We start from the raw sequence: 23132 nt of genomic DNA, 5'->3' as shown, positions 1-23132 counted from the left end.
TTGAAGCCTATGAATATCGAACAATTTCAAGCTGAGCTGAAAGAGAAAGGCATTGTACTTTCTCCTCTACAGCTTCAGCAATTTGAAACGTACTACGAACTATTAGTTGAGTGGAACGAAAAAATGAATTTAACAGCCATAACAAATAAAGAAGAAGTATATTTAAAGCATTTTTATGATTCCATTAGTGCTTCATTTTACTTTGATTTTACTAAGCCATATAAAATCTGTGATGTAGGAGCGGGCGCAGGTTTTCCTAGCATCCCATTAAAAATCTGTTTTCCAGAGTTACATATTTCCATTGTAGATTCTCTTAATAAACGAATTTCCTTCCTTGAGCACTTAGCTAAAACCCTGAATCTTTCACATACTCACTTTTATCACGATCGTGCTGAAACGTTTGCGCAAAAACAAGAGCATCGTGAAACTTATGATATTGTTATGGCAAGAGCCGTTGCACGAATGTCCGTTTTGAGTGAGCTTTGCTTGCCGCTCGTTAAACAAAACGGTACATTTATTGCTATGAAGGCTGCCAGTACAAATGATGAATTGGATACAGGGAAGAAAGCGATCTCTACATTAGGTGGCAAAGTAGGAGAAATTCATAGCTTTTTGCTACCAGAAGAACTTAGTGAGAGAACAATTATCACAATTAGTAAGGTGAAAACAACGCCTAAAAAGTATCCACGTAAGCCAGGTACACCGAATAAAATGCCAATTGAGTAGAGTGTACCATGCTTCAATTTAGTGGAATGAATTAAATGCAGTACGTAATTAGGATACTCGCGTGTTTCTAGCTGTGAGGCTAATGATGTGCATGTCATCTTTTCACGAAATTAAACGATGTTGTCTCAGGAAGGGTCTGTCTCTTTCGTTAAGGGGCAGATCCTTGTACATTTCGAGTAAATATGTGTGGATATTTAGAAGGACTTGTCATTTTTATAGAGAATATGATAAATGGGAGCTTTTTAAAGGTGGTGTAGGGAAATGAAGCATCCTTTTTCGCGGTTCTTTGGGTTAGGCGAAAAAGAAGAAGAGCAAGAGCAAGTAGATATGGAGACACCTAGCAGGAATGAAGAAATAAAAAAAATTGCCATTTCTGATATAGTACCAAACCGCTATCAACCAAGAACGGTTTTTAATGAAAACAAAATTGCAGAATTGGCCCAGACTATTCATACACATGGTATCATTCAACCAATTGTTGTCAGGGAATACGAACAAGGCAAGTTTGAAATCATTGCAGGTGAACGCAGATTCCGAGCTATGCAGAAACTTGGTTGGGAAACGGCACCAGCAATTGTTAAAGATTTCAATGATACAGAGACGGCATCAGTCGCACTAATAGAGAATTTACAAAGGGAAGAGCTTACGCCAATTGAAGAGGCTCTCGCTTATGGTAAACTATTGGAACTTCATCAACTTACACAAGAAGCACTTGCACAAAGGCTGGGGATTGGTCAATCTACAGTGGCAAATAAGTTAAGGTTATTGAAGTTGCCTCAAGAAGTGCAAGAAGCCATTTTGCAAAAACAGATAACCGAGAGACATGCTCGCTCATTAATTCCTTTGAAAGATTCAGAAAAACAAGTCAAACTTCTTGCAGAAATTATTGAGAAGAATTGGAATGTGAAGCAAACAGAAGAGCGGGTTGTGAAATTGCTCAGCAGCTTAGATAGAAAACCGAAACCGAAGCGAAAGGCTTTCAGTAAAGATATGCGCATTGCTCTCAACACTATTAGACAGTCTCTTACAATGGTAACCGATAATGGAATAAATCTTGATTCAGAGGAAGAGGAATTCGAGGAATATTATCAATTTACGATAAAAATTCCAAAGAAGAAATCATAATCTTATAAAGTTACTGCTTGGTAGTCCTTGATTACCAAGCCTTTTTGCTATAGCTGACCAACATGTTTACTAGTCTGAGTTACTTGAAGTATTCTTTTTTACTTTGATTTTGAGAAAAGAAATAAAAGTCTCCCTTTTCATGATAAAATAGAATAGGTTAATAGACTTTTTTAGTAGTATGATAATTAGAGTCAGAAATTTTTGAATTTGGATATATAGGTATATAAGAGATAGATAAAAGATGAAAATGTGTCGAAAGTAGGTGACATCATGGGAAAGATTCTTGCGATTGCCAATCAAAAGGGCGGAGTTGGTAAAACAACGACCTCAGTAAATCTAGGCGCTTGTTTAGCATACATTGGGAAAAAGGTATTATTAGTAGATATTGACCCTCAAGGAAATGCAACGAGTGGAGTGGGCATTGACAAGTCGGATGTTGAACAATGTATATATGATATTCTGGTCGATGATGTAGAGGCAAACGTAGTGATTAAAGAGACAAAAGTTGAGAATCTATTTACGATTCCTGCTACGATTCAACTTGCAGGGGCAGAAATAGAATTGGTGCCGACCATTTCAAGAGAGGTCCGTTTAAAAAGAGCACTTGAAGAAGTTAAAGATCAATATGATTATGTAATCATTGATTGTCCACCATCATTAGGATTGCTTACGCTGAATTCATTTACTGCAGCAGATGCTGTATTGATTCCTGTTCAATGTGAGTATTATGCATTAGAAGGACTTAGTCAACTGTTGAACACCATTCGCCTCGTTCAAAAGCACTTGAATCAATCCTTGAAAATTGAAGGAGTGTTGCTGACTATGCTTGATGCTCGGACAAATTTAGGCTTACAAGTAATCGAGGAAGTGAAAAAATACTTCCAAGATAAGGTGTATCGAACCATTATTCCCAGAAATGTCAGATTAAGCGAGGCACCGAGCCACGGAGAACCCATTATTATCTATGATCCTAAATCAAAAGGAGCAGAGGTTTATTTAGACCTGGCAAAGGAAGTGATAGCAAATGGCTAAGGGACTTGGTAAAGGAATCAATGCATTATTCACAAATCTTGAAGCAGGGAAAGAGGACGCTGTTATAGAGGTAAATATAAAGGAATTACGCCCGAATCCTTACCAGCCGCGAAAGGTATTCCGGAAAGAGAAACTTGCGGAATTAACACAATCCATTGAACTGCATGGAATTCTTCAGCCGATCATCGCTAGAGAAAGTATTAAGGGCTACGAAATCGTTGTTGGTGAAAGGCGTTTTCGAGCAGCAAAGGAAGCGGGTTTGAAGACCGTCCCTGTCGTTGTTAGAACGCTTGATGAAACCCAAATGATGGAGTTGGCTATTTTAGAAAACCTTCAACGTGAAGATTTAAACCCAATCGAAGAAGCTTCGGCCTATCAGAAACTACTAGAAAGGCAGGGGGTTACTCAGGAGGAATTAGCGAAACGCTTAGGAAAAAGCCGCCCTCATGTTGCAAATCATATTAGGCTACTCTCATTGCCTATAGAGATTCAAACCTACATTTCCGATGGGAAAATATCAATGGGGCACGGCCGGGCGTTGCTTTCATTGAAGAATAAGGCTGCTCTACAATTTGTAGTTGATAAAGTACTGAAGGATGAAATGAATGTTCGTCAATTAGAACAATACATCCAAGAATATAATCAAGAAGTTCCACGTGAAACAGTAAGTAAAAAGGGGCAAGAGAAAAAAGACATTTTTATCAAAGAGCGTGAATCAGTTTTACGCGAACGATTTGGGACTTCAGTAACGATAAAACAAAGTAAGAAAAAAGGTAAAATTGAAATTGAGTTTTACTCCCGTGAAGACCTTGAACGGATTTTGGAATTGATTCAACAAGAAGATTTATCCTCATAAAGAAGGGGAGAGTTCACGTAACTCACCCTTCCTTATGTTAAGGACAAATATCAGTTTTTTTCTTTATATACTATCATAGATAAAGGTGAGCACGTTGGTGTTAGTAGGAACATTGGTTAACGGTTTATGTATTATTCTTGGCACGTTACTTGGCAGGTTTCTTAAAAATATTCCCGAAAGTATGAAACAGACAGTTATGAGTGGGATAGGTCTTGCTGTTGTAGTACTTGGGTTACAAATGGGTTTTAAAAGTCAGCAATTCCTTATTGTTATATTGAGCTTAGTCCTAGGGGCCGTGATCGGTGAATGGATTGACTTGGATGCTAAGTTAAACGCCTTGGGGAATTGGCTAGAAAAAAAGTTGGGAGGATCGAAAGAAGGAGATTCAATTGCACAAGGCTTTGTGACAGCAACTCTCATTTTCCTTATTGGAGTTATGGCCGTTATTGGCGCGCTAGATAGTGGAATTAGACACGATCATGATGTGTTATATACAAAAGCAATCATTGATGGTTTCACTGCCATTATTTTAGCAAGTACACTTGGAATTGGTGTTATTTTCTCTAGTGTTCCTGTCATGCTCTATCAAGGGATTATCGCTCTCTTTGCAACGCAAATTGATAAGTGGGTTCCTGCTGCTTATTTGGATGCCTTCATTTCGGAAATGACGGCAACTGGAGGCGTTATGATTTTTGCGATTGGTTTAAATATAATGGGGGTTACGAAAATTCGCGTCGCCAACCTTTTACCCGGCATATTGGTAGTAGCTGTACTTACATTCGTCTTTTATTATTTTGAAATATCATTATAAGAAAGGCGAAGCTATCGTATTTTAAAGAGTGAAATAACAATATTGCTTAACAGAGCTAATTCCAAAAAAGAAGGGAATGAACTTTTCCCTTCCCTTACATACTTTTCTCCTGATCTAACAAGAAGTTAAAGTTTCTAATTGTTGTTTGTTTAGACGCAAATTGGTTGCTGGCAAAGTAAATGCCATCTGCAATCGTTTTTGCCATCTTTAAGACAAGACTTAGACGAGTGTTTTGTAAAACCATGAATTCCATAAATCCGCTCACATTCACAATCCCAGTAATATGGGCATCTCCCACAGATGGAAGATCCTTATTAACCCCAGCTCCCGGTTTAACGGGACCTTCACCTACTTGCACAATTCCCACACTTTTCAAACGACCAAGACAAGCATCAATCCCTATGATGAATGGATTATCGTGTTTCGTCTTAATGACTGCAAGCTGTTCAGTTAAGTTCATCGCATGTATGGGTTCTTCTAGCGTTCCATAAACAAAGAATGGAGAAAGGGTTGCTTTTTCTAATAATAAAGTTCCGACTAGTGGACCGAGAGAATCTCCCGTGGATCGATCTGTTCCAATGCAAACGATAACGATAGCTTGCCCGTTAGCAGGAAGTAATGAAATTATTTCCTGAGAAACTCTTCGTGATGCATCTATCTCATCATGTAAAATCCGGCTCATCCCATTTTTATTATCAAATAAACTAGATTTCAGGTTCATCGGCTCCACTCCTCTGTAATAGTACTAACAGTATACGGAAAAAAAGGAAATGGTATACGTGAAGGTGGGGAAAGAAATCTTTAAAAAGAGATTATAGTTTGGAGACTTATTGAAAATGGTATAATACCATCATTGGTTATATTCAAAGAAATACTTTATTATTCATTTTATCCTGCATTAACGGGCAGTAACCCCCCTGATTGAAGTTTCATTTTATTTATATCCAAAGATTTTATCTAAGAGACTAAGACGATTAGTAGAATCATTTTAATTAGAAAAAAATACTGGTTGGTTGGTGATTCGTTTGACTTTTTCAAGTAAGATGTTAGAAAGATTTGTGGGAAAATTTTCCTCGGAAGAGACATGGCTTATAATTGGTGAGAGCTTATTGCAAATTTTAATTATTTTCGTTTTATCTCGTATGGTTATTAAGATTGGGAAAGGTATTATTTCTAAGTTTTTCTTAATGCGCGCGAAAAGTCCATTACGTGTGTCAGAACGTCGAGATGCTACTTTATTAAGATTATTAAAAAACGTGCTTACTTATACCGTTAATTTTATTGCCATTATTATGATCTTAGAAGCAGTAAACATTGAAGTCAAAGCATTGTTGGCTGGAGCAGGAATTGTCGGATTAGCCGTTGGTTTCGGTGCACAAAGCTTAGTGAAAGATGTAATTATGGGTTTTTTTATTATATTTGAAGATCAATTTTCGGTGGGTGACCAAATAAAGATTAAGGATTATGAAGGAGAAGTAGTGGAAATTGGATTGAGGACAACTAAAATTAAAAGCTCAATCGGACAACTATTTGTGATTCCAAATGGAAGCATCCTCGAAGTGACTAATTTCTCCATTCTAAATAGTGTTGCTGTTGTTGATCTTACGCTTCCATATGACGGAGATATTGAGCGTGCAGAAAGAACGATTTCCCATATGCTTGAATTATTACCTGCTAAATACAAAGAAATTGTGAAAACACCTCAAGTGTTAGGAATTCAGTCACTGAACCCAAGTGATGTAGTACTGAGAATTACAGCTGAAACCATTCCAATGCAGCACTACTTTATAGGCAGGGTGTTACGAAAGGAAATAAAAAACTGTATTGATGAAAACCATCTAACAGTCACAGTCCAAGAAGAGTCGTAATCTACAAATTGTCAGAGAAAAGGATGAGGAAAAGTGGAAGAGAAATTATTTGGCCTTAATGATATAGTTGAGATGAAAAAGCCCCATCCATGTGGGGTGAACAGCTGGAAAATCATTCGTTTAGGTATGGATATCCGCATTAAATGTGAAGGATGCGGACATAGTGTCATTTTGCCAAGACGTGAATTTACCCGTAAAATGAAAAAAGTATTGAAGAAGCACGAGGAAGAGTAAGAGCTGGCTTTCGGTAAAAATGACGTCGAAGTGACGATTATGATGCTTGAGGAATCGAAGAAGCGTGGGTCGGGGATGAACCCTCCCACTGATTGAAGTTTCATTTTATTTCCTTGTCTTTTTCATGCCCACTATCTATAATTGTGAAAGGTTTAACTATACATCTATAAATTCAATATTTATTTGATATAAAAGGTAATTCATAAGAGGAGTGAAAGAAAATATGGCTTTAACAGCAGGTATTGTCGGTTTGCCGAATGTTGGTAAATCTACATTGTTTAATGCAATAACACAGGCTGGTGCAGAATCCGCCAACTACCCATTCTGTACGATTGATCCGAACGTAGGCATCGTAGAAGTACCGGATCATCGCCTTCAAAAATTAACTGAATTGGTACAACCGAAAAAAACAGTTCCGACAGCATTTGAATTCACAGATATTGCTGGAATTGTAAAGGGTGCTAGTAAAGGTGAAGGATTAGGAAATAAGTTCTTATCACATATCCGCCAAGTGGATGCAATCTGCCAAGTTGTACGCTGTTTCGCAGATGATAATATCACACATGTTTCAGGTAAAGTAGATCCGATTGACGATATTGAGGTTATTAATCTTGAATTGATTCTTGCTGACCTTGAATCTGTTGATAAACGCATTGAACGTGTTGGCAAAATGGCGAAGCAAAAAGACAAAGACGCAATGTTTGAGCATGAAATTCTAGTTGCTTTGAAGGAAGCTTTAGAAGCAGAAAGGTCAGCTCGTACGGTTGAATTTTCAGATGAACAGTTAAAAGTCGTAAAAGGCATGCATTTACTGACAGCAAAACCGATGTTATATGTCGCAAACGTGAGTGAGGATGAAGTTGCCAACGCTAATGATAACGAGTACGTTCAACAGGTACGCGATTACGCTGCGAAAGAAAATGCAGAGGTCATTGTCATTTGTGCAAAAATAGAAGAAGAAATTTCTGAACTTGATGGAGAAGAAAAAGAAATGTTCTTATCCGAGCTTGGCATTGAAGAGTCTGGTCTTGATCAATTAATTCGTGCTTCATACAATTTACTTGGACTTGCTACGTACTTTACAGCAGGTGTACAAGAAGTTCGTGCATGGACATTCCGTAAAGGCATGAAGGCGCCGCAATGTGCGGGCGTTATTCATACAGACTTTGAACGTGGCTTTATTCGCGCTGAAACGGTATCATATGAGGATCTTTTGGCAGCGGGAAGTCATTCAGCTGCAAAAGAAGCTGGGAAAGTTCGACTTGAAGGAAAAGAATATATCGTGAATGACGGCGATGTTATTCATTTCCGTTTTAACGTATAAGAAGGTAAGGAGGATGTCTCAGAAGGGTCTGACCTTGCACTTTAAATCAGTATGTAGTGTTTTCATACACGTATCTTATACTGTATTTAATTGTTGCGGGGTCTGGATCCTTTGGGACACCTCTTTTTGTTAGCTCACTTAATCTGCATAGACTCATTGCAATTAATGAACAACTATGCTATAATTTCATCTTGTGAGTAATTATATAATTGCTCCTTGCCCGATAAGGGCCGCTTAGACCAAAAGGAGGTGACAGAGATGAGAAAGTACGAAATTATGTACATCATCCGTCCAAACATTGAGGAAGACGCTAAGAAAGCACTAGTTGAACGTTTCAACACAATCCTTACTGATAATGGTGCGGAAATGACTGAAGCAAAAGAGTGGGGTAAACGCCGCCTAGCTTACGAAATCAATGATTTCCGTGACGGTTACTACATGCTTCTTAAAATCAACGGTGAAACAGCTGCGATTCAAGAATTTGATCGTTTAGCTAAAATCAGCGAAGATATTATCCGCCATATGGTGACTAAAATCGAAGCATAATTTGAAATAAATATAAATTCCCAATTGACAGGGGTTGATTCTGATGATGAATCGCGTAGTTTTAGTAGGTCGCTTAACGAAAGATCCTGAATTACGTTACACACCAAATGGAGTTCCTGTTGCTACTTTTACATTAGCTGTCAATCGAAATTTTTCGAACCAGCAAGGTGAAAGAGAAGCAGACTTCATTAACTGTGTAGTTTGGCGAAAACCGGCAGAAAATGTGGCGAACTTCTTGAAAAAAGGAAGCTTAGCTGGCGTGGATGGACGTGTCCAAACACGTAATTATGAAGGACAAGACGGCAAACGTGTATATGTGACAGAGATTCAAGCTGAGAGCGTTCAATTTCTTGAACCACGAAGCGGTTCAGCGGGTGAAAGAAATGAAGGCGGTTCTTACGGGAATCAAAGAAGTTATAACAATAATAACGGCTTTGATAACAATAATTCGTATGGACAAAATCCAAATCAGAATCAACGGAGCAATAATAACTATACACGCGTAGATGATGACCCATTTGCAAATGACGGTAAAACAATCGACATTTCAGATGATGATCTACCATTTTAAGCGATCGCATGCTTAAGAAATTAAACGAGAAGGAGGAAAAAACAATGGCAATGGGTGGACGTAAAGGACGCGGAAAGCGTAAAAAGGTTTGTTTCTTTACATCAAACGGAATTACTCACATCGACTATAAAGATGTGGATCTTCTTAAAAAATTCATCTCAGAACGCGGTAAAATTTTACCACGTCGTGTAACTGGTACAAGTGCTAAATACCAACGCAAATTAACAATTGCAATTAAACGCTCACGTACTATGGCATTACTACCATATGTATCTGGTGAATAATAACAGTTAAAAACACATTGGGGATTTTCTCTAATGTGTTTTTTGTAAGTGAAAATAAAATAATACTTTAATCCTCACTTTATGAACACGCACTACAAGGAACCCGATACTTCATTCAAGTCGCTGTGACCCCTTATTGAACATAATTGTACATAAATTTAATAAAAGTGGAAGAAACAGAGAGAAAATTTGAAATATAGTACTGCAAACAGCTACAATAATAGAAGGCTTTTCCTCTATTCCATTCTTTACGATTTTGATTGTAATCATAAAATGATTTGAAAAGTTGAAAAACGGAAGAAAGGTAGCGGAAGGCGGAGTAGTATATTATTGTTTTTGGCGATTCAACTTCCCTTCATTGGATCAATCTTATTTTTTATTTTACCGATTCCTTTTATTTTAATAGCGCTTAAACAAAATATGACCTGGGCTTTTGGCTTCTTATTCATTGCTTGTTTACTAACTATGATCTTTGGGACTATTCTGGCACTACCGGTAGCCTTATTAACAGGATTTCCAGGGATTGTAATTGGCTATCATTTGCGGAAAAGTCACTCAACCATCAAGATATACATTAGTACATTGCTTGTTTTGTTAGCTTGTATAATCGTGATGTTCGGAGGTTCATGAATGTGAATGTTATTACCGAGAGTATTGGAATGCTGAAAATATCAGTAGACCAATCCAGCGAAATACTCGCTGCATTTGGAAAGTCTCCAACAGATAAGAGCTTAGAAAATATTTATGCTGCAATTGATTTCATAGATACACTAATACCATCTATGTTTGTAATGATTTCGATGATCTCGCCCTTTATCATCCTTTTAGTCGCTCATCCGTTTTTAAAACGATTTAGTGATAAGAAATTGAAATGGCCACCATTTAGAGATCTACAACTTCCGAAAGTATTTTATGGTATTATTTAATTACAATGATTATAGCGATGAATACGAATCCTAATCAAGGTGATTTGGTATTTACCGTAATCTCCAATCTTTATTTATCTTGCAGTTTTTTGTCTTGTTGCAAGGTTTGGCGTTTGTCTTTTTTGGGTCACATAGACAAGGACGGTCAAAGGTCATACTCATAATTATTACTATCCTTTTATTAATGAACCCAGTTTTTCAATTTATCGTTAGATTCTTGGGTATTATCGATTTAGGTTTTCCTTTGAGACAAAATAGCGCTAAAAAGAAATAACGTGCATAAAATGATTGAAACGAGCAAAATGTATGATGCTTTTAGGAGCTGAAAATATGCCATCATATTTAAAAAAGTACCAGATCCTATCCCGTTTATATGGATTGCTTTCGGTAGCCATTCTTTTATTGGGAGTCCTCGCATATTACAATTGGTGGGCTGCGGCAATAGGGCTTTTTCTTTTTATTGGGTTGTTCGGCCTTGTCCTGCAAGTGGAATTGCGAAATCGACGTGAAACTGAGGAATATATCTCAACCTTATCGTATCGTTTAAAAAAGGTCGGTGAAGAGGCACTACTCGAAATGCCAATTGGGATTATGCTAATGAATGATGAGTATTATATCGAATGGACGAACCCGTACTTAGCTTCTTGCTTTGATGAAGACTCTTTAACGGGCAGATCGCTGTATGATGTAGCGGAATCGATTGTTCCGTTGGTTAAGCAGGAATTGGAGAGTGATACAATCACTCTTAATAATCGAAAATTCAGGATTGTGCATAAGCCTGAGGAACGGTTGTTGTACTTTTTTGATGTCACAGAACAAATTGAAATTGAAAAGTTGTACGAAGATGAACGAACAGTTATTGCGGTGATTTTCCTCGATAACTATGATGATTTGACTCAGGGAATGGACGATCAACGTAAAAGTAGTTTAAACAGCATGGTTACCTCTTTACTTAATAAATGGGCAAATGATAATGGAGTTTTACTAAAACGGACTTCTTCAGATCGCTTTATTGGAATTTTTAATGAAAGTATTTTACAACAGCTAGAAAAAGGGAAATTTGCTATACTGGATGAAATTCGCGAATCAACTTCGAAACATAATGTACCACTGACATTAAGTATCGGCGTAGGTTCCAGTATATCCTCGTTGCCTGAGTTAGGATCAATTGCTCAATCGAGTCTTGATTTGGCGTTAGGACGCGGTGGTGATCAAGTAGCTATTAAATTGCCGAATGGAAAAGTTAAGTTCTATGGAGGCAAAACGAACCCAATGGAGAAACGCACAAGGGTGCGGGCAAGGGTCATCTCCCATGCATTGAAGGATATTGTTCTTGATAGCGATAAGGTTATTGTAATGGGGCATAAGAGCCCTGATATGGATGCGATTGGTTCAGCTATAGGGATATTAAAGGTTGCACAGACGAACGACCGTGAAGGCTATATCGTAATTGACTTTCAAGATATCGATAAAAGTGTTCAACGATTAATAGAGGAAATCAAAACAACGAAACCTGATTTATATGGACGGTTTATTACACCAGAGGATGCCTCTGAAATAATTACGGATGAAACACTTCTAGTCATTGTTGATACCCACAAACCTTCAATGGTCATTGATGAACGATTGTTGAACAGAATGGATCAAGTGGTCGTAATTGACCATCACAGACGTAGTGATGAGTTCATTTCTCATTCTTTGCTCGTTTATATGGAGCCGTATGCTTCATCAACGGCAGAGCTTGTGACTGAGCTACTTGAATATCAGCCGAAGAAAAGCAAGATGGATATGCTGGAGGCCACTTCCCTGCTTGCAGGCATTATCGTCGATACTAAGAGCTTCACCCTTCGCACGGGTTCAAGAACCTTTGATGCGGCATCTTATTTACGTACCCAGGGAGCGGACACAGTACTCGTTCAGAAGTTTTTAAAAGAAGATGTTCATACGTATATTGAGCGTTCGAAGCTCATTGAAACGGTCTCCTTTTATAAGGAGGGCATTGCCATTACAGTTGGTGAGCCTGACGAAAGCCATAATCAAGTACTAATCGCCCAGACCGCTGATACATTGCTTACGATGGACGGAGTCGTTGCTTCTTTTGTCATTGCGAAGCGTTCAGATGACGTGGTTGGTATCAGTGCTCGTTCACTCGGAGATATAAATGTGCAAGTCATTATGGAGATGATTCATGGCGGAGGGCATTTAACTAACGCAGCAGCTCAAGTGACAGGTACGATTGATGAAGCTGAATCATTATTAAAAGCAGCTATCGATGAATATTTAGAAGGAGGAAAAAGACAATGAAAGTAATCTTTTTAAAAGACGTAAAAGGAAAAGGAAAAAAAGGGGAAGTTAAAAATGTTGCAGATGGCTATGCACATAACTTTCTTTTAAAACAAGGATTAGCTGTTGAAGCGAATAACGCAAACACAAAAACACTTGAAGCTCAAAAAAATAAAGAGGATCAGCTTGCAGCCGAAGAATTGCAGCAAGCAAAAGAATTGAAAGAAACAATCGAAAACCTAACAGTCGAGCTGGAAGCGAAAGCTGGTGAAGGTGGCAGATTATTTGGCTCAATTACAACAAAACAAATTGCTGAAGCACTTCAGAAGAAGCATGGCATCAAGATTGATAAACGAAAGATGGATCTTAATGATGGTATCCGTACTTTAGGCCATACGAAACTACCAGTTAAACTGCACCATGAAGTGGCGGCGACGCTAACGGTTTCAGTAAAAGAAATTAACTAATTTTAGCACTATCATATCGATAAAAAATTGATAAAATAGAGATAGGTAAGAAACATCGATGAGCATCTGATCTAAAACCCAACGGTGAAAAAGGTTAGATTCTCAAATTGCATCACCTAATAAAGGTGGCGGTGCGGAGCTGATTTTGCGAAGCCCCGCCCTTTTTCCACAAAAAAGGAGATCGGGCTTTTACGTTCAATCTTCTTTTTTTAATGGAATGATTCTGATTGTACGATAGCTATGCTATTTAAATAAATTTGTAAAAGAATTTTGTAAAAAAGGAGGCCAAAATATGAATGAAGCATTTCAAGATCGGATACCACCACAGAATGTTGAAGCGGAACAGGCTGTTTTGGGAGCCATCTTTTTGGAGCCTTCATCATTAACAGTTTCTTCGGAGATTTTAATACCTGAAGATTTTTATCGATCTTCACATCAAAAGGTATTTAATGCCATGCTTAAGCTTAATGACATGGGAAAGGCTGTCGATTTAGTGACAGTTACCGAAGAGCTGGCAGCTGCAAAAACCCTAGAAGAAGTCGGGGGTGTTTCTTATTTAAGTGAACTGGCTGCTTCAGTCCCTACTGCAGCCAATGTCGAATACTATGCGAAAATTGTAGAAGAAAAATCACTATTGAGAAGGTTAATTCGTACGGCAACCAATATTGCTCAAGAAGGATACAGCCGGGAAGATGAAGTGGAAAGTCTGTTGGGCGAGGCTGAGAAAAGTATTATGGAGGTTGCCCAAAGGAAAAATTCGGGAGCCTTCCAAAATATTAAAGATGTCCTTGTCAGAGCTTACGATAATATAGAGGAGCTGACCAATCGAAAAGGCGATGTTACAGGTATTCCAACCGGATTTGCTGAGCTTGATCGGATGACTGCTGGGTTTCAGCGGAACGATTTAATTATCGTTGCAGCTCGTCCGTCTGTTGGTAAAACAGCATTTGCACTGAATATCGCTCAAAATGTTGCAACGAAAACGGACGAAAATGTTGCGATTTTCAGCCTTGAGATGGGTGCTGAACAGCTCGTGATGCGTATGCTTTGTGCAGAAGGAAATATTAATGCCCAGAACTTACGAACAGGTGCCCTGACAGATGAAGACTGGCGTAAGCTGACAATGGCAATGGGAAGCTTATCGAATGCTGGAATCTATATCGATGATACTCCAGGTGTCCGGATTGGTGAAATCCGCTCCAAGTGCCGCCGTCTTAAGCAAGAGAACGGTCTTGGGATGATTATGATTGATTATCTTCAGTTAATTCAAGGAAATGGGCGTTCTGGTGAAAACCGTCAACAAGAAGTATCTGAAATCTCTCGTTCTCTTAAGTCGCTTGCTCGTGAACTTCAAGTGCCGGTCATTGCCCTTTCTCAGCTCTCTCGTGGAGTCGAGCAAAGACAAGACAAGCGACCGATGATGTCTGATATTCGGGAATCAGGAAGTATCGAGCAGGATGCGGATATTGTCGCTTTCCTATATCGAGATGATTATTATGACAAAGAATCAGAAAACAAGAATATTATCGAAATTATCATTGCTAAACAACGTAATGGTCCAGTAGGGACCGTATCTCTTGCCTTCGTAAAGGAATATAATAAATTCGTTAACCTTGAGAGACGTATGGATGATGCTGGCATGCCACCGGGGGCATAGTGATAGTAGACAAGGTTTTGAGTGCACTTTCACAATGAATTTGAGCTCATTCCCGTATTTTATTGTACGTAATTATTGTGACATGGATCCTTCCCTTTTGGAGGGCACTGAAAAAGTCCATTTAAAGAGGAAAATAAGCTAACGACCTACTACATATTGGTCGTTAGCTTATTTTTTTATCTGTATATTTGATGAAGGTCTTCAAAAATTTTAAAAAGAGCTACTTTTTCAGTGGTTCCCCTTTTGTGGCATCCTTTTAATTGAAAGCCGTATATTCAAAAAAAAAATGGAGAAAATAAGAGAATGGTTATGGTTATTAACGAATGATTTCGTTTTAATTTTAATTAATGTTCGTATTATGGTTGACTGTGGTGACAATTACTGTTAAAATAGGTTTGTTGAATAAGAGACCGGTACATAATCCGGGATTACGTGAACCTTTGGAGGTGCTTTTCTAATATGTCATCAGTGGTAGTAGTTGGAACGCAATGGGGCGACGAAGGAAAAGGGAAAATCACAGACTTTTTATCTCAAAATGCAGAAGCCATCGCTCGTTATCAAGGTGGGAACAATGCGGGGCATACGATTAAATTTAATGGTCAAACATATAAACTTCATTTAATTCCTTCTGGGATTTTCTACAGTGAGAAAGTTTGTGTGATTGGCAATGGGATGGTTGTGGATCCGAAAGCACTTGTTGCAGAATTGGCATATCTGCATAATCATGGGGTTACAACAGATAATCTGCGTATTTCTAACCGTGCTCACGTCATTCTTCCTTATCATTTGAAATTGGACGAAGTGGAAGAAGAGCGCAAAGGTGTGAATAAAATTGGCACGACGAAAAAAGGCATCGGCCCTGCTTATATGGACAAAGCAGCAAGAAACGGAATCCGCATGGCAGATTTACTTGACCGAGAAGTATTTGAAGAAAAACTCATTTCTAACCTTGAGGAAAAAAACCGCATGCTTGAACGTTTTTATGAAACAGAAGGCTTCAAACTAGAAGATATTTTTGAAGAATATTACGAATATGGTCAACAAATTAAGCAATATGTTTGCGATACTTCAGTAGTCTTGAATGATGCGTTGGATGAAGGAAAACGTGTTTTATTTGAGGGTGCCCAAGGGGTAATGCTAGATATTGACCAAGGAACCTATCCATTCGTTACTTCATCAAACCCAGTAGCAGGAGGAGTAACAATCGGTTCAGGTGTTGGTCCAACAAAAATCAACCATGTGGTTGGAGTATGTAAAGCTTACACAAGCCGGGTGGGTGATGGTCCTTTCCCAACTGAATTAGATAATGAAATTGGTCATCAAATTCGTGAAGTGGGCCGTGAATATGGAACAACAACGGGCAGACCTCGCCGGGTAGGTTGGTTTGACTCTGTAGTTGTTCGTCATGCTCGCCGTGTCAGCGGAATCACGGATCTATCACTTAATTCAATTGATGTGTTGTCAGGGATTGAAACAGTGAAAATCTGCGTAGCCTATAAATATAAAGATCAAATCATACATGAATTCCCGGCAAGTTTGAAAATGATTGGGGAATGTGAGCCTGTTTATGAAGAACTACCAGGCTGGCCTGAAGACATTACGAACTGCAAGTCATTGGACGAACTTCCGGAAAATGCCCGTCATTATATAGAGCGGATTTCTCAGCTGACGGGTATTCCACTAACGACCTTCTCAGTAGGTCCAGACCGAAATCAAACAAATATCGTTAGAAGCCCTTGGCGTTTAGAATAGTCTAATCTAATCCTAAGGTGGAGGCCTTTTTAGGTCTCCACCTTAGTGTTTTAAAGAGCTCAAATGAATGCCCTATTTACAATACGTGAAACATTAAAGGTCACATTTTGAAAAAAAAATTAAAATACTATTGCGCTAACAAGTAGAACTATGATATTATCAAAAGCGTCGTCACAAATGAGTGAAATTTTTGTACGAGCCATTAGCTCAGTTGGTAGAGCATCTGACTTTTAATCAGAGGGTCGCAGGTTCGAATCCTGCATGGCTCACCATAATACGGCCCCTTGGTCAAGCGGTTAAGACACCGCCCTTTCACGGCGGTAACACGGGTTCGAATCCCGTAGGGGTCATCGGCTATTGAAGTAAATCAAGTAGCTGGCAAGTCCAGCTAGTTTGTAAGAATTCAATAGTATGCTTAACATGATTATATTGATATGGTCCCGTGGTGTAGCGGTTAACATGCCTGCCTGTCACGCAGGAGATCGCGGGTTCGATTCCCGTCGGGACCGCCATTTTATTTTTTAGAAAATGAAAAGCTTAGAGTCTGCAATAGACTTTAGTGGATTATTAATATGGCTCAGTAGCTCAGTCGGTAGAGCAAAGGACTGAAAATCCTTGTGTCGGCGGTTCGATTCCGTCCTGAGCCACTCCGTAACACTCCTTTTGGGGTGTTTTTTTGTGCCTTGTTTTTATGAATGGGTTTGAACTCATTTTAGCTATAGGTTATCCTTTTGTAACACTATGTCAAAAATTATACAATTGTATTACATTACGGAGTCTATCCCATGTTTCATTTAATAGTATGGTAGAGTAGTTGAAAATGAAACTAGTCCAATTTATCTAGATTTATCCAGTATTAGCGGGCAGCAAAACCCCACTGATTGGAGTTTCATTATACAACTTAAATGTTTAATGAATTGAGTTACATGGCAATAGGGAGGATTAAGGATATGTTAAGTAGGAAGAGTGTATGTTCTGCTTTATTAATAATGGCTAATATCATTCTTTTTGTGATGACCATTATTCCAAAAGGTTCTGAAGCTGCCATAGACGCGGATGAGACGCTCCTGATTGATCAAGATTATGTGCATAATGAAGTTGGAAGTAGTATGACAAATTTTTTATATAAAAATCAGTTAATAGAGGAGCAAGTATTTAATACTGATAGGGCGAGTGGTGAGGTACTACGGGAAGTAATAAGACAATTCGAAGGCAAAGAAGAAGCCTATGCATATGCTATTACTGATGAGATGTTTACGCATCTTTCATCTAAAGAAGAGGCTGAGGAAGTATCGAGAATTGTTAAAGGAATAAAGCAAACTCCATCACGAGGAACGGGTTCGTTTATCTGGCCTGCAGATGGAGGGTATATTTCTAGTGAACAAGGCCCAAGCTTTGGGAAAATGCATAAAGGTATTGATATTGCGCAACCAACTACGAAAACCATTCATGCAGCTGATCACGGTACTGTGGTTGAAGCTGGAGTATCAGGTGGTTATGGTAATAAAATTAGGATTAATCATAATAACGGGTACGAAACAATTTATGCCCATCTTGAATTGGTGGATGTGAAGATAGGGGATACCGTTAAAAGTGGTTCTAAAATTGGTATCATGGGTTCAACAGGCCATTCAACTGGCACCCACCTTCATTTTGAGATTTTGAAAAATGGCCGTCTTGTTGATCCGCTAGATTTTATCGTGCATTAACGGGTAGTAACACCCCACTGCTTGAAGTTTCACTTTATGAAACAATAAAACGGATACTTTCGTTTTTTTTGCAAGTCTTCGGATTATAGATTCGAAGATTTTTTATGTAGAAAAGAAAGAACAGGAAAAGATCTGGTAAATAAGGGGTGATAGTAGGAATAGGATGATTTCATTATGATAAAATGATAAAGTAAGGTAGAGAGAAGCTTACTAGATTTTTTATAAATAGATGAATGATAAATCTTTTGTTTAATTAATAAAAGGTACATGTATATATATTGGACACGATTTGTAGATAAAGGGGAAATGTTTATGGAAAAGAAAATTCTTGTTGTTGATGATGAAAAACCAATTGCTGATATTCTACAATTTAACCTAAAAAAAGAGGGCTTTGATGTTTATTGTGCTTATGATGGCAATGAGGCTCTTAAAATGGTGGAAGAACTTCAGCCAGATTTAATTTTATTAGATATTATGTTGCCCCAGCGAGATGGCATGGAGGTCTGCCGAGAAGTACGCAAGAAGTATGAAACACCTATTATCATGCTTACAGCAAAAGACTCCGAAATCGATAAAGTATTGGGGCTTGAGCTAGGAGCGGATGATTATGTGACAAAGCCTTTTAGTACACGAGAGATCATTGCCCGAGTGAAGGCGAATTTAAGACGCCAGCAAGCGGCTCCAGCTGCAAATCCTGAAGAACAATCGAAAGAGATTTCGGTTGGCACACTCATTATTCACCCAGATGCTTATGTGGTTTCCAAGCGCGGTGATACGATTGAATTAACTCATCGAGAATTTGAATTGCTCCATTACTTGGCAAAACATATTGGTCAAGTGATGACACGCGAGCATTTGTTACAAACGGTATGGGGATATGATTATTTTGGCGATGTGCGTACCGTCGATGTTACGGTTAGACGTCTTCGTGAAAAAATTGAAGATAACCCAAGCCACCCGGGCTGGATTGTAACAAGAAGAGGGGTAGGCTATTACCTTCGTAACCCTGAACAGGAGTAAGTAACATGAAAAAGGTCGGTTTACTTCGTTCCATTCACGTGAAATTTGTAGTCATTTATCTACTACTTATTTTTGTTGCCATGCAAATTATTGGCGTTTATTTTATTGGGAAATTAGAAGACAATCTTGTTAATAACTTTCAGAGTTCTATACGTGGTCATGTGAATCTTCTAACGTATAGTATAAGTGAAGAAATGGTCAAGGAAAGAGACGATGATGACCCCACCCTTGAAGATGCAATTAACACAATTTTAAAAGATCGCGATAAATCTTCAAATAATATAACCGAGGTTCAAGTCATAGAGCTTCGCAGTCGTCGTGTACTTGGGACATCTGACCCTGGTAATCAGTCGATCGTTGGTAAAAAGACGACGGAAGATATTATTAAACGGACTCTTGTTTTAGGAGCTGCGGATCAGGATGTATTTTATGATCGGAAAACAAATAGGCGTGTCTGGGTTTTAACCGTTCCAGTAGACTATAATAAAAAGGTTATTGGTGCAGTTTATGTAATCGCGGATATGGAAAACATTTTTGATCAATTAAATGAAATTAATCACATTTTCATCACCGGGACAGCCATCGCCTTAAGTATCACCGCATTATTAGGTGTTTGGTTGGCAAAAACAATTACGAGACCAATGACTGATATGCGTAGACAAGCCATTGCGATGTCGAAAGGGAATTTCTCAAGAAAAGTTAAAGTATATGGGGATGATGAAATTGGCCAGTTGGCTGTTACCTTCAATAATTTAACGAAAAGACTGCAGGATTCACAATCTAGTACGGAAGGTGAACGGAGAAAGTTATCATCCATTCTATCCTATATGACTGATGGTGTCATTTCGACTGATCGTCGGGGACGAGTCATTTTAATTAATGAACCTGCGGCAAAGTTATTGGATGTTTCACGTGAAACAGTACTAAATCAACCCATCATTGAATTATTGAATCTTGAAGAAGACTATACGTTTGAGGATTTACTAGAAGAGCGTGATTCAGTCATTTTAGACTACAGCAAGCCGAAACAACCGTATATTCTTCGTGCTAACTTTTCTGTAATTCAAAAAGAAACAGGTTTTGTGAATGGTCTTATTACGGTGCTTCATGACATTACAGAGCAGGAAAAGATTGAAGAAGAACGTCGTGAATTTGTGGCCAACGTTTCCCATGAATTACGGACGCCGTTAACAACAATGCGCAGTTATTTGGAAGCATTAGCGGAAGGGGCTTGGAAGGATGAAGCGATTGCACCTTCCTTTCTAAACGTAACACAAAATGAAACAGAGCGTATGATTCGACTAGTTAACGACTTATTACAGTTATCGAAAATGGACAGCCGGGACTATAAGTTAAAAAGTGGCTGGGTGAATTTTAATGATTTCTTTAACCACCTAATTGACCGTCTTGAAATGTCAAAAAAAGAGACGATTACATTTAAACGATACATTCCTAAAGAATCATTCTTCGTTGATATTGATGAAGATAAAATTACCCAAGTTCTTTATAATATTATCTCAAACGCGACCAAGTACTCACCTGAAGGCGGCCAGATTACATTCAGAGTTAAGGATGAGGAAAAGTCTATTATCATTAGTATTAGTGATGAAGGTGTTGGGATTCCTAAAAGTAATTTAGAAAAGATTTTTGAGCGATTTTATCGAGTGGATAAAGCTAGATCAAGGAATCTTGGAGGAACTGGCCTTGGCTTGGCGATTGCAAAGGAAATGATTGTCGCCCATGGCGGGAAAATCTGGGCTAAAAGTGTGGAAGGAAAAGGAACAACAATCTATTTCACCCTTCCTTACGAGCTGGAGCAAGAGGATGATTGGTCATGAGTTTTGAAAGAATGAAAAGCATTGTTCTATTGATATTAGTTTTTATGAGCGCTTATTTAACTTGGCAAATTTGGACCTATCAGCCAACCTTAAAAAAGACAGATCAGAGTGAGTATTTTAAAGTAGCAAGTGATACAAAAAATATTGCGGATGTTGTGAAACCAAAGAATGTTTTATTACATGTGGGAGAGCAGCATTTTCAAATGAATGATGAAGAGAAAATGAATAACATCCAGTCCGCGTTCTGGAACTGGTCATTATACAACTTTGAAGATATTTCTCATCAAGCCAGTGAAATGGGATTTCTAACATTTATCCATTCAAAAGCGAATACAGAAATTAACTTTACTGATCAAATACCATTCAAGCTCTATAAGTCTGTATTTAATGTTGAAATGAGTGAGGTTCCTGAATTTTCTTTTGATAAAATTATATTTACTTCTGCAAATAGTAATATGGAGGAAGCAAAGATTTACTTTATTTCAACAGAAAATAAGACGGTTATTCAAACCATCGTCAATGGAGAAAGTATTCGTACATTTTATGAAATGTACTATAAAAATGCGAATGAGTATCCTGAATATATAACGTACCAGGTCAATAAGACAAAGGAAATCTATCTTTTAAAAGACCCCACTCCTATGAAGCAGTACAGCTATCAACTGGGATATATGAATATTAATAACTTTAAGTATGCCTTATTTACTGATCCCACATCCGTTCGCCAAGAGTATGTCTCTGAGGTTGAAGAATTTACTGATGGGACCCGGCTATTATCTGTTGACCGTAATTTAGCGATGATTAATTTCATCAACCCATCACAAAAGAAAAACGGATTTAGTAGTACGAGTGAATTATTGCAGCAAAGCATTGACCTTGTGAATGACCATGCAGGTTGGGGGAAAAACTCGTTTCGGTTTTCTGAGCTATGGCAACAGGAACAAAGGGTAGTCTTTCGTTTATTTGTTAATGGACTTCCAGTATTTAACGAAGCAGGAATGGCAGAAATTGAACAGGTTTGGGGGAATGGGGAAATCTATCAATATCAACGTCCGTATTTTTATCTAGATTTCCGTTATCCTGAAGCGCCTGATAAATCGCTCCCTTCTGGTGAAGAAGTGATAACAGTTTTGAAAAATATCAGTAATTTCAATGGAGACGTTGAAATTGGCTATCGAATGACCAAGTCTACACTTAATTCGAAAAGTGTCATCTTGGAACCTGCTTGGTATTACCAATATGGAGGAACATGGATCCTCTTACCTTTTGAGCAAAAAGGAGCGGATCGATAATGGACTGGAATCGAACGAAGACCATATTCATTATGGTGTTTCTCATTCTTGATATTTTTCTTTTGGATCAATTTATGGGGAAGAAAAATGATAATAAATATGATTACATGTCTCAAACTCCTATTGAAGAGCTTTTAAAGGAAGAAAACATAACGTATACTCCTATGCCTAAACAAAAGCAAAAGGAAAACTATTTAGTCGCGAAAACGAAGGTTTTTAAAAAGGATGATCTGAAGTCTTTGAAAGACCAAGATCTTTTGATGGCAGATGTAGAAAGAACGAAACTAATAGGCACGTTTAAAAATAAAACCAAAGTTAGTGAAAAATTACAAACGAGTGAAATTGATCTTTTCATGAAGGAAAATATCTATCATGGTGAAGATTATAGCTATTGGACATACGATAAAACAAGTCATTCAATTGTTTATTATCAGGATTTTGATAGTAAGATCTTTTATAATAATAGTAAGGGCAAGGTAACGCTATTTTTAAATGAAGATAAGGAAATCATTTCATACGAACAAACGTATCTAGAGGATATTGAAGAATTTAATGAACCGAAAGAAATGATCCTTCCGATAAAGGCCATCGAAGCTCTCTATTTAAAAGGAGATATTCCGCCAGATAGTGAGATAACCAATTTTCAGCTTGGTTATTATAATTCTTTACAATCCAACTCTTCTTCTTCATCTTTTCTGTTAGTGCCTACTTGGCGAATGATTGTAGATGACAAACAGGACTTGTTCGTAAATGCATTTGATGGAGAAGTGATTGAATTGAATACGGAGGAGAAAATATTATTGGAGTGAGA

Annotated in this window: 24 protein-coding genes and 4 tRNA genes; 27 read left to right on the top strand and 1 reads right to left on the bottom strand. The window is 38.1% G+C overall.

Annotated features, from left to right (window positions below):
* Nucleotides 1-9: 9 nt before the first annotated feature.
* From rsmG to JNUCC23_RS22455, 5 genes are all read left to right on the top strand, one after another.
* The gene (gene rsmG, locus JNUCC23_RS22475; protein WP_062186623.1) at nt 10-726 is read left to right on the top strand and encodes a 16S rRNA (guanine(527)-N(7))-methyltransferase RsmG; all 717 of its coding nucleotides are present in this window, start codon (nt 10-12) and stop codon (nt 724-726) included.
* Between the two features lie 261 nt (nt 727-987).
* Nucleotides 988-1851, top strand: coding sequence for a nucleoid occlusion protein (noc, locus tag JNUCC23_RS22470; RefSeq protein ID WP_454213690.1), 864 nt, complete (start codon nt 988-990; stop codon nt 1849-1851).
* 270 nt (nt 1852-2121) lie between these two features.
* Complete coding sequence (locus JNUCC23_RS22465; RefSeq protein ID WP_403076861.1) at nt 2122-2883, top strand: ParA family protein; 762 nt, start codon at nt 2122-2124, stop codon at nt 2881-2883.
* Nucleotides 2876-3739, top strand: a complete 864-nt coding sequence (locus tag JNUCC23_RS22460; protein WP_454213688.1) for a ParB/RepB/Spo0J family partition protein — start codon at nt 2876-2878, stop codon at nt 3737-3739. The genes JNUCC23_RS22465 and JNUCC23_RS22460 overlap by 8 nt, the downstream gene beginning before the upstream one ends.
* 94 nt (nt 3740-3833) lie before the next feature.
* Complete coding sequence (locus JNUCC23_RS22455) at nt 3834-4550, top strand: DUF554 domain-containing protein (protein WP_454213686.1); 717 nt, start codon at nt 3834-3836, stop codon at nt 4548-4550.
* Between the two features lie 94 nt (nt 4551-4644).
* Here the strand turns inward: JNUCC23_RS22455 and yyaC are convergent, their stop codons facing one another.
* Nucleotides 4645-5271, bottom strand: coding sequence for a spore protease YyaC (yyaC, locus tag JNUCC23_RS22450; protein WP_062186612.1), 627 nt, complete (start codon nt 5269-5271; stop codon nt 4645-4647).
* Between the two features lie 388 nt (nt 5272-5659).
* On the opposite strand from yyaC, the gene JNUCC23_RS22445 reads away from it, so the two are divergent.
* From JNUCC23_RS22445 to JNUCC23_RS22340, 22 genes are all read left to right on the top strand, one after another.
* A complete protein-coding gene (locus tag JNUCC23_RS22445; RefSeq protein ID WP_253722792.1) occupies nt 5660-6418 on the top strand; it encodes a mechanosensitive ion channel family protein in 759 nt (252 codons plus the stop codon).
* A 33-nt stretch (nt 6419-6451) separates the two neighbouring features.
* The gene (locus tag JNUCC23_RS22440; RefSeq protein WP_062186610.1) at nt 6452-6652 is read left to right on the top strand and encodes a DUF951 domain-containing protein; all 201 of its coding nucleotides are present in this window, start codon (nt 6452-6454) and stop codon (nt 6650-6652) included.
* A 223-nt stretch (nt 6653-6875) separates the two neighbouring features.
* Nucleotides 6876-7976, top strand: a complete 1101-nt coding sequence (ychF, locus tag JNUCC23_RS22435) for a redox-regulated ATPase YchF (RefSeq protein ID WP_403076869.1) — start codon at nt 6876-6878, stop codon at nt 7974-7976.
* Between the two features lie 258 nt (nt 7977-8234).
* On the top strand, nt 8235-8522 hold the full coding sequence (rpsF, locus tag JNUCC23_RS22430; RefSeq protein ID WP_062186606.1) for a 30S ribosomal protein S6: 288 nt from the start codon (nt 8235-8237) through the stop codon (nt 8520-8522).
* Between the two features lie 43 nt (nt 8523-8565).
* Nucleotides 8566-9093, top strand: coding sequence for a single-stranded DNA-binding protein (gene ssb, locus JNUCC23_RS22425; RefSeq protein WP_403076873.1), 528 nt, complete (start codon nt 8566-8568; stop codon nt 9091-9093).
* A gap of 44 nt (nt 9094-9137) precedes the next feature.
* A complete protein-coding gene (rpsR, locus tag JNUCC23_RS22420) occupies nt 9138-9377 on the top strand; it encodes a 30S ribosomal protein S18 (protein ID WP_049683486.1) in 240 nt (79 codons plus the stop codon).
* A gap of 330 nt (nt 9378-9707) precedes the next feature.
* Nucleotides 9708-10007, top strand: a complete 300-nt coding sequence (locus JNUCC23_RS22415; protein ID WP_454213682.1) for a DUF2232 domain-containing protein — start codon at nt 9708-9710, stop codon at nt 10005-10007.
* A gap of 2 nt (nt 10008-10009) precedes the next feature.
* Nucleotides 10010-10303 (top strand): DUF2232 domain-containing protein, encoded by a 294-nt coding sequence (locus tag JNUCC23_RS22410; RefSeq protein ID WP_403076881.1) that lies wholly within the window; start codon nt 10010-10012, stop codon nt 10301-10303.
* 79 nt (nt 10304-10382) lie between these two features.
* Nucleotides 10383-10577 (top strand): DUF2232 domain-containing protein, encoded by a 195-nt coding sequence (locus tag JNUCC23_RS22405; RefSeq protein ID WP_454213680.1) that lies wholly within the window; start codon nt 10383-10385, stop codon nt 10575-10577.
* A gap of 56 nt (nt 10578-10633) precedes the next feature.
* Nucleotides 10634-12607, top strand: coding sequence for a DHH family phosphoesterase (locus tag JNUCC23_RS22400; protein WP_062186599.1), 1974 nt, complete (start codon nt 10634-10636; stop codon nt 12605-12607).
* Nucleotides 12604-13053: a 50S ribosomal protein L9 gene (gene rplI, locus JNUCC23_RS22395; RefSeq protein ID WP_062186597.1), complete on the top strand. Its 450-nt coding sequence runs from the start codon at nt 12604-12606 to the stop codon at nt 13051-13053. The genes JNUCC23_RS22400 and rplI overlap by 4 nt, the downstream gene beginning before the upstream one ends.
* Nucleotides 13054-13345: 292 nt before the next feature.
* Nucleotides 13346-14710 carry a replicative DNA helicase gene (gene dnaB / locus JNUCC23_RS22390; protein ID WP_062186595.1) on the top strand — a complete coding sequence of 455 codons (1365 nt, stop codon included), beginning with the start codon at nt 13346-13348 and terminating at the stop codon, nt 14708-14710.
* A 459-nt stretch (nt 14711-15169) separates the two neighbouring features.
* A complete protein-coding gene (locus JNUCC23_RS22385; protein WP_062186593.1) occupies nt 15170-16462 on the top strand; it encodes an adenylosuccinate synthase in 1293 nt (430 codons plus the stop codon).
* Nucleotides 16463-16658: 196 nt separating this feature from the next.
* Nucleotides 16659-16734: transfer RNA gene (locus JNUCC23_RS22380), tRNA-Lys, on the top strand.
* Between the two features lie 6 nt (nt 16735-16740).
* A tRNA-Glu gene (locus JNUCC23_RS22375) sits at nt 16741-16812 on the top strand.
* Nucleotides 16813-16898: 86 nt separating this feature from the next.
* Nucleotides 16899-16974 (top strand) — tRNA-Asp (locus tag JNUCC23_RS22370).
* 62 nt (nt 16975-17036) lie between these two features.
* A tRNA-Phe gene (locus JNUCC23_RS22365) sits at nt 17037-17109 on the top strand.
* A 303-nt stretch (nt 17110-17412) separates the two neighbouring features.
* Entirely contained in the window at nt 17413-18171 is a 759-nt protein-coding gene (locus tag JNUCC23_RS22360) for a M23 family metallopeptidase (protein WP_403076890.1), read from the top strand.
* Nucleotides 18172-18483: 312 nt separating this feature from the next.
* Complete coding sequence (gene yycF / locus JNUCC23_RS22355) at nt 18484-19191, top strand: response regulator YycF (RefSeq protein ID WP_062186589.1); 708 nt, start codon at nt 18484-18486, stop codon at nt 19189-19191.
* 5 nt (nt 19192-19196) lie between these two features.
* Nucleotides 19197-21029 carry a cell wall metabolism sensor histidine kinase WalK gene (walK, locus tag JNUCC23_RS22350; RefSeq protein ID WP_403076894.1) on the top strand — a complete coding sequence of 611 codons (1833 nt, stop codon included), beginning with the start codon at nt 19197-19199 and terminating at the stop codon, nt 21027-21029.
* Nucleotides 21026-22321, top strand: a complete 1296-nt coding sequence (locus JNUCC23_RS22345) for a YycH family regulatory protein (RefSeq protein WP_454213676.1) — start codon at nt 21026-21028, stop codon at nt 22319-22321. The genes walK and JNUCC23_RS22345 overlap by 4 nt, the downstream gene beginning before the upstream one ends.
* Nucleotides 22321-23130: a two-component system regulatory protein YycI gene (locus JNUCC23_RS22340; RefSeq protein WP_454213674.1), complete on the top strand. Its 810-nt coding sequence runs from the start codon at nt 22321-22323 to the stop codon at nt 23128-23130. Before JNUCC23_RS22345 ends, JNUCC23_RS22340 begins: the two co-directional genes overlap by 1 nt.
* Nucleotides 23131-23132 lie beyond the last annotated feature (2 nt).

This window comes from Peribacillus sp. JNUCC 23 (assembly GCF_053653995.1).
This window is presented reverse-complemented; position numbering and strand designations above follow the sequence as displayed.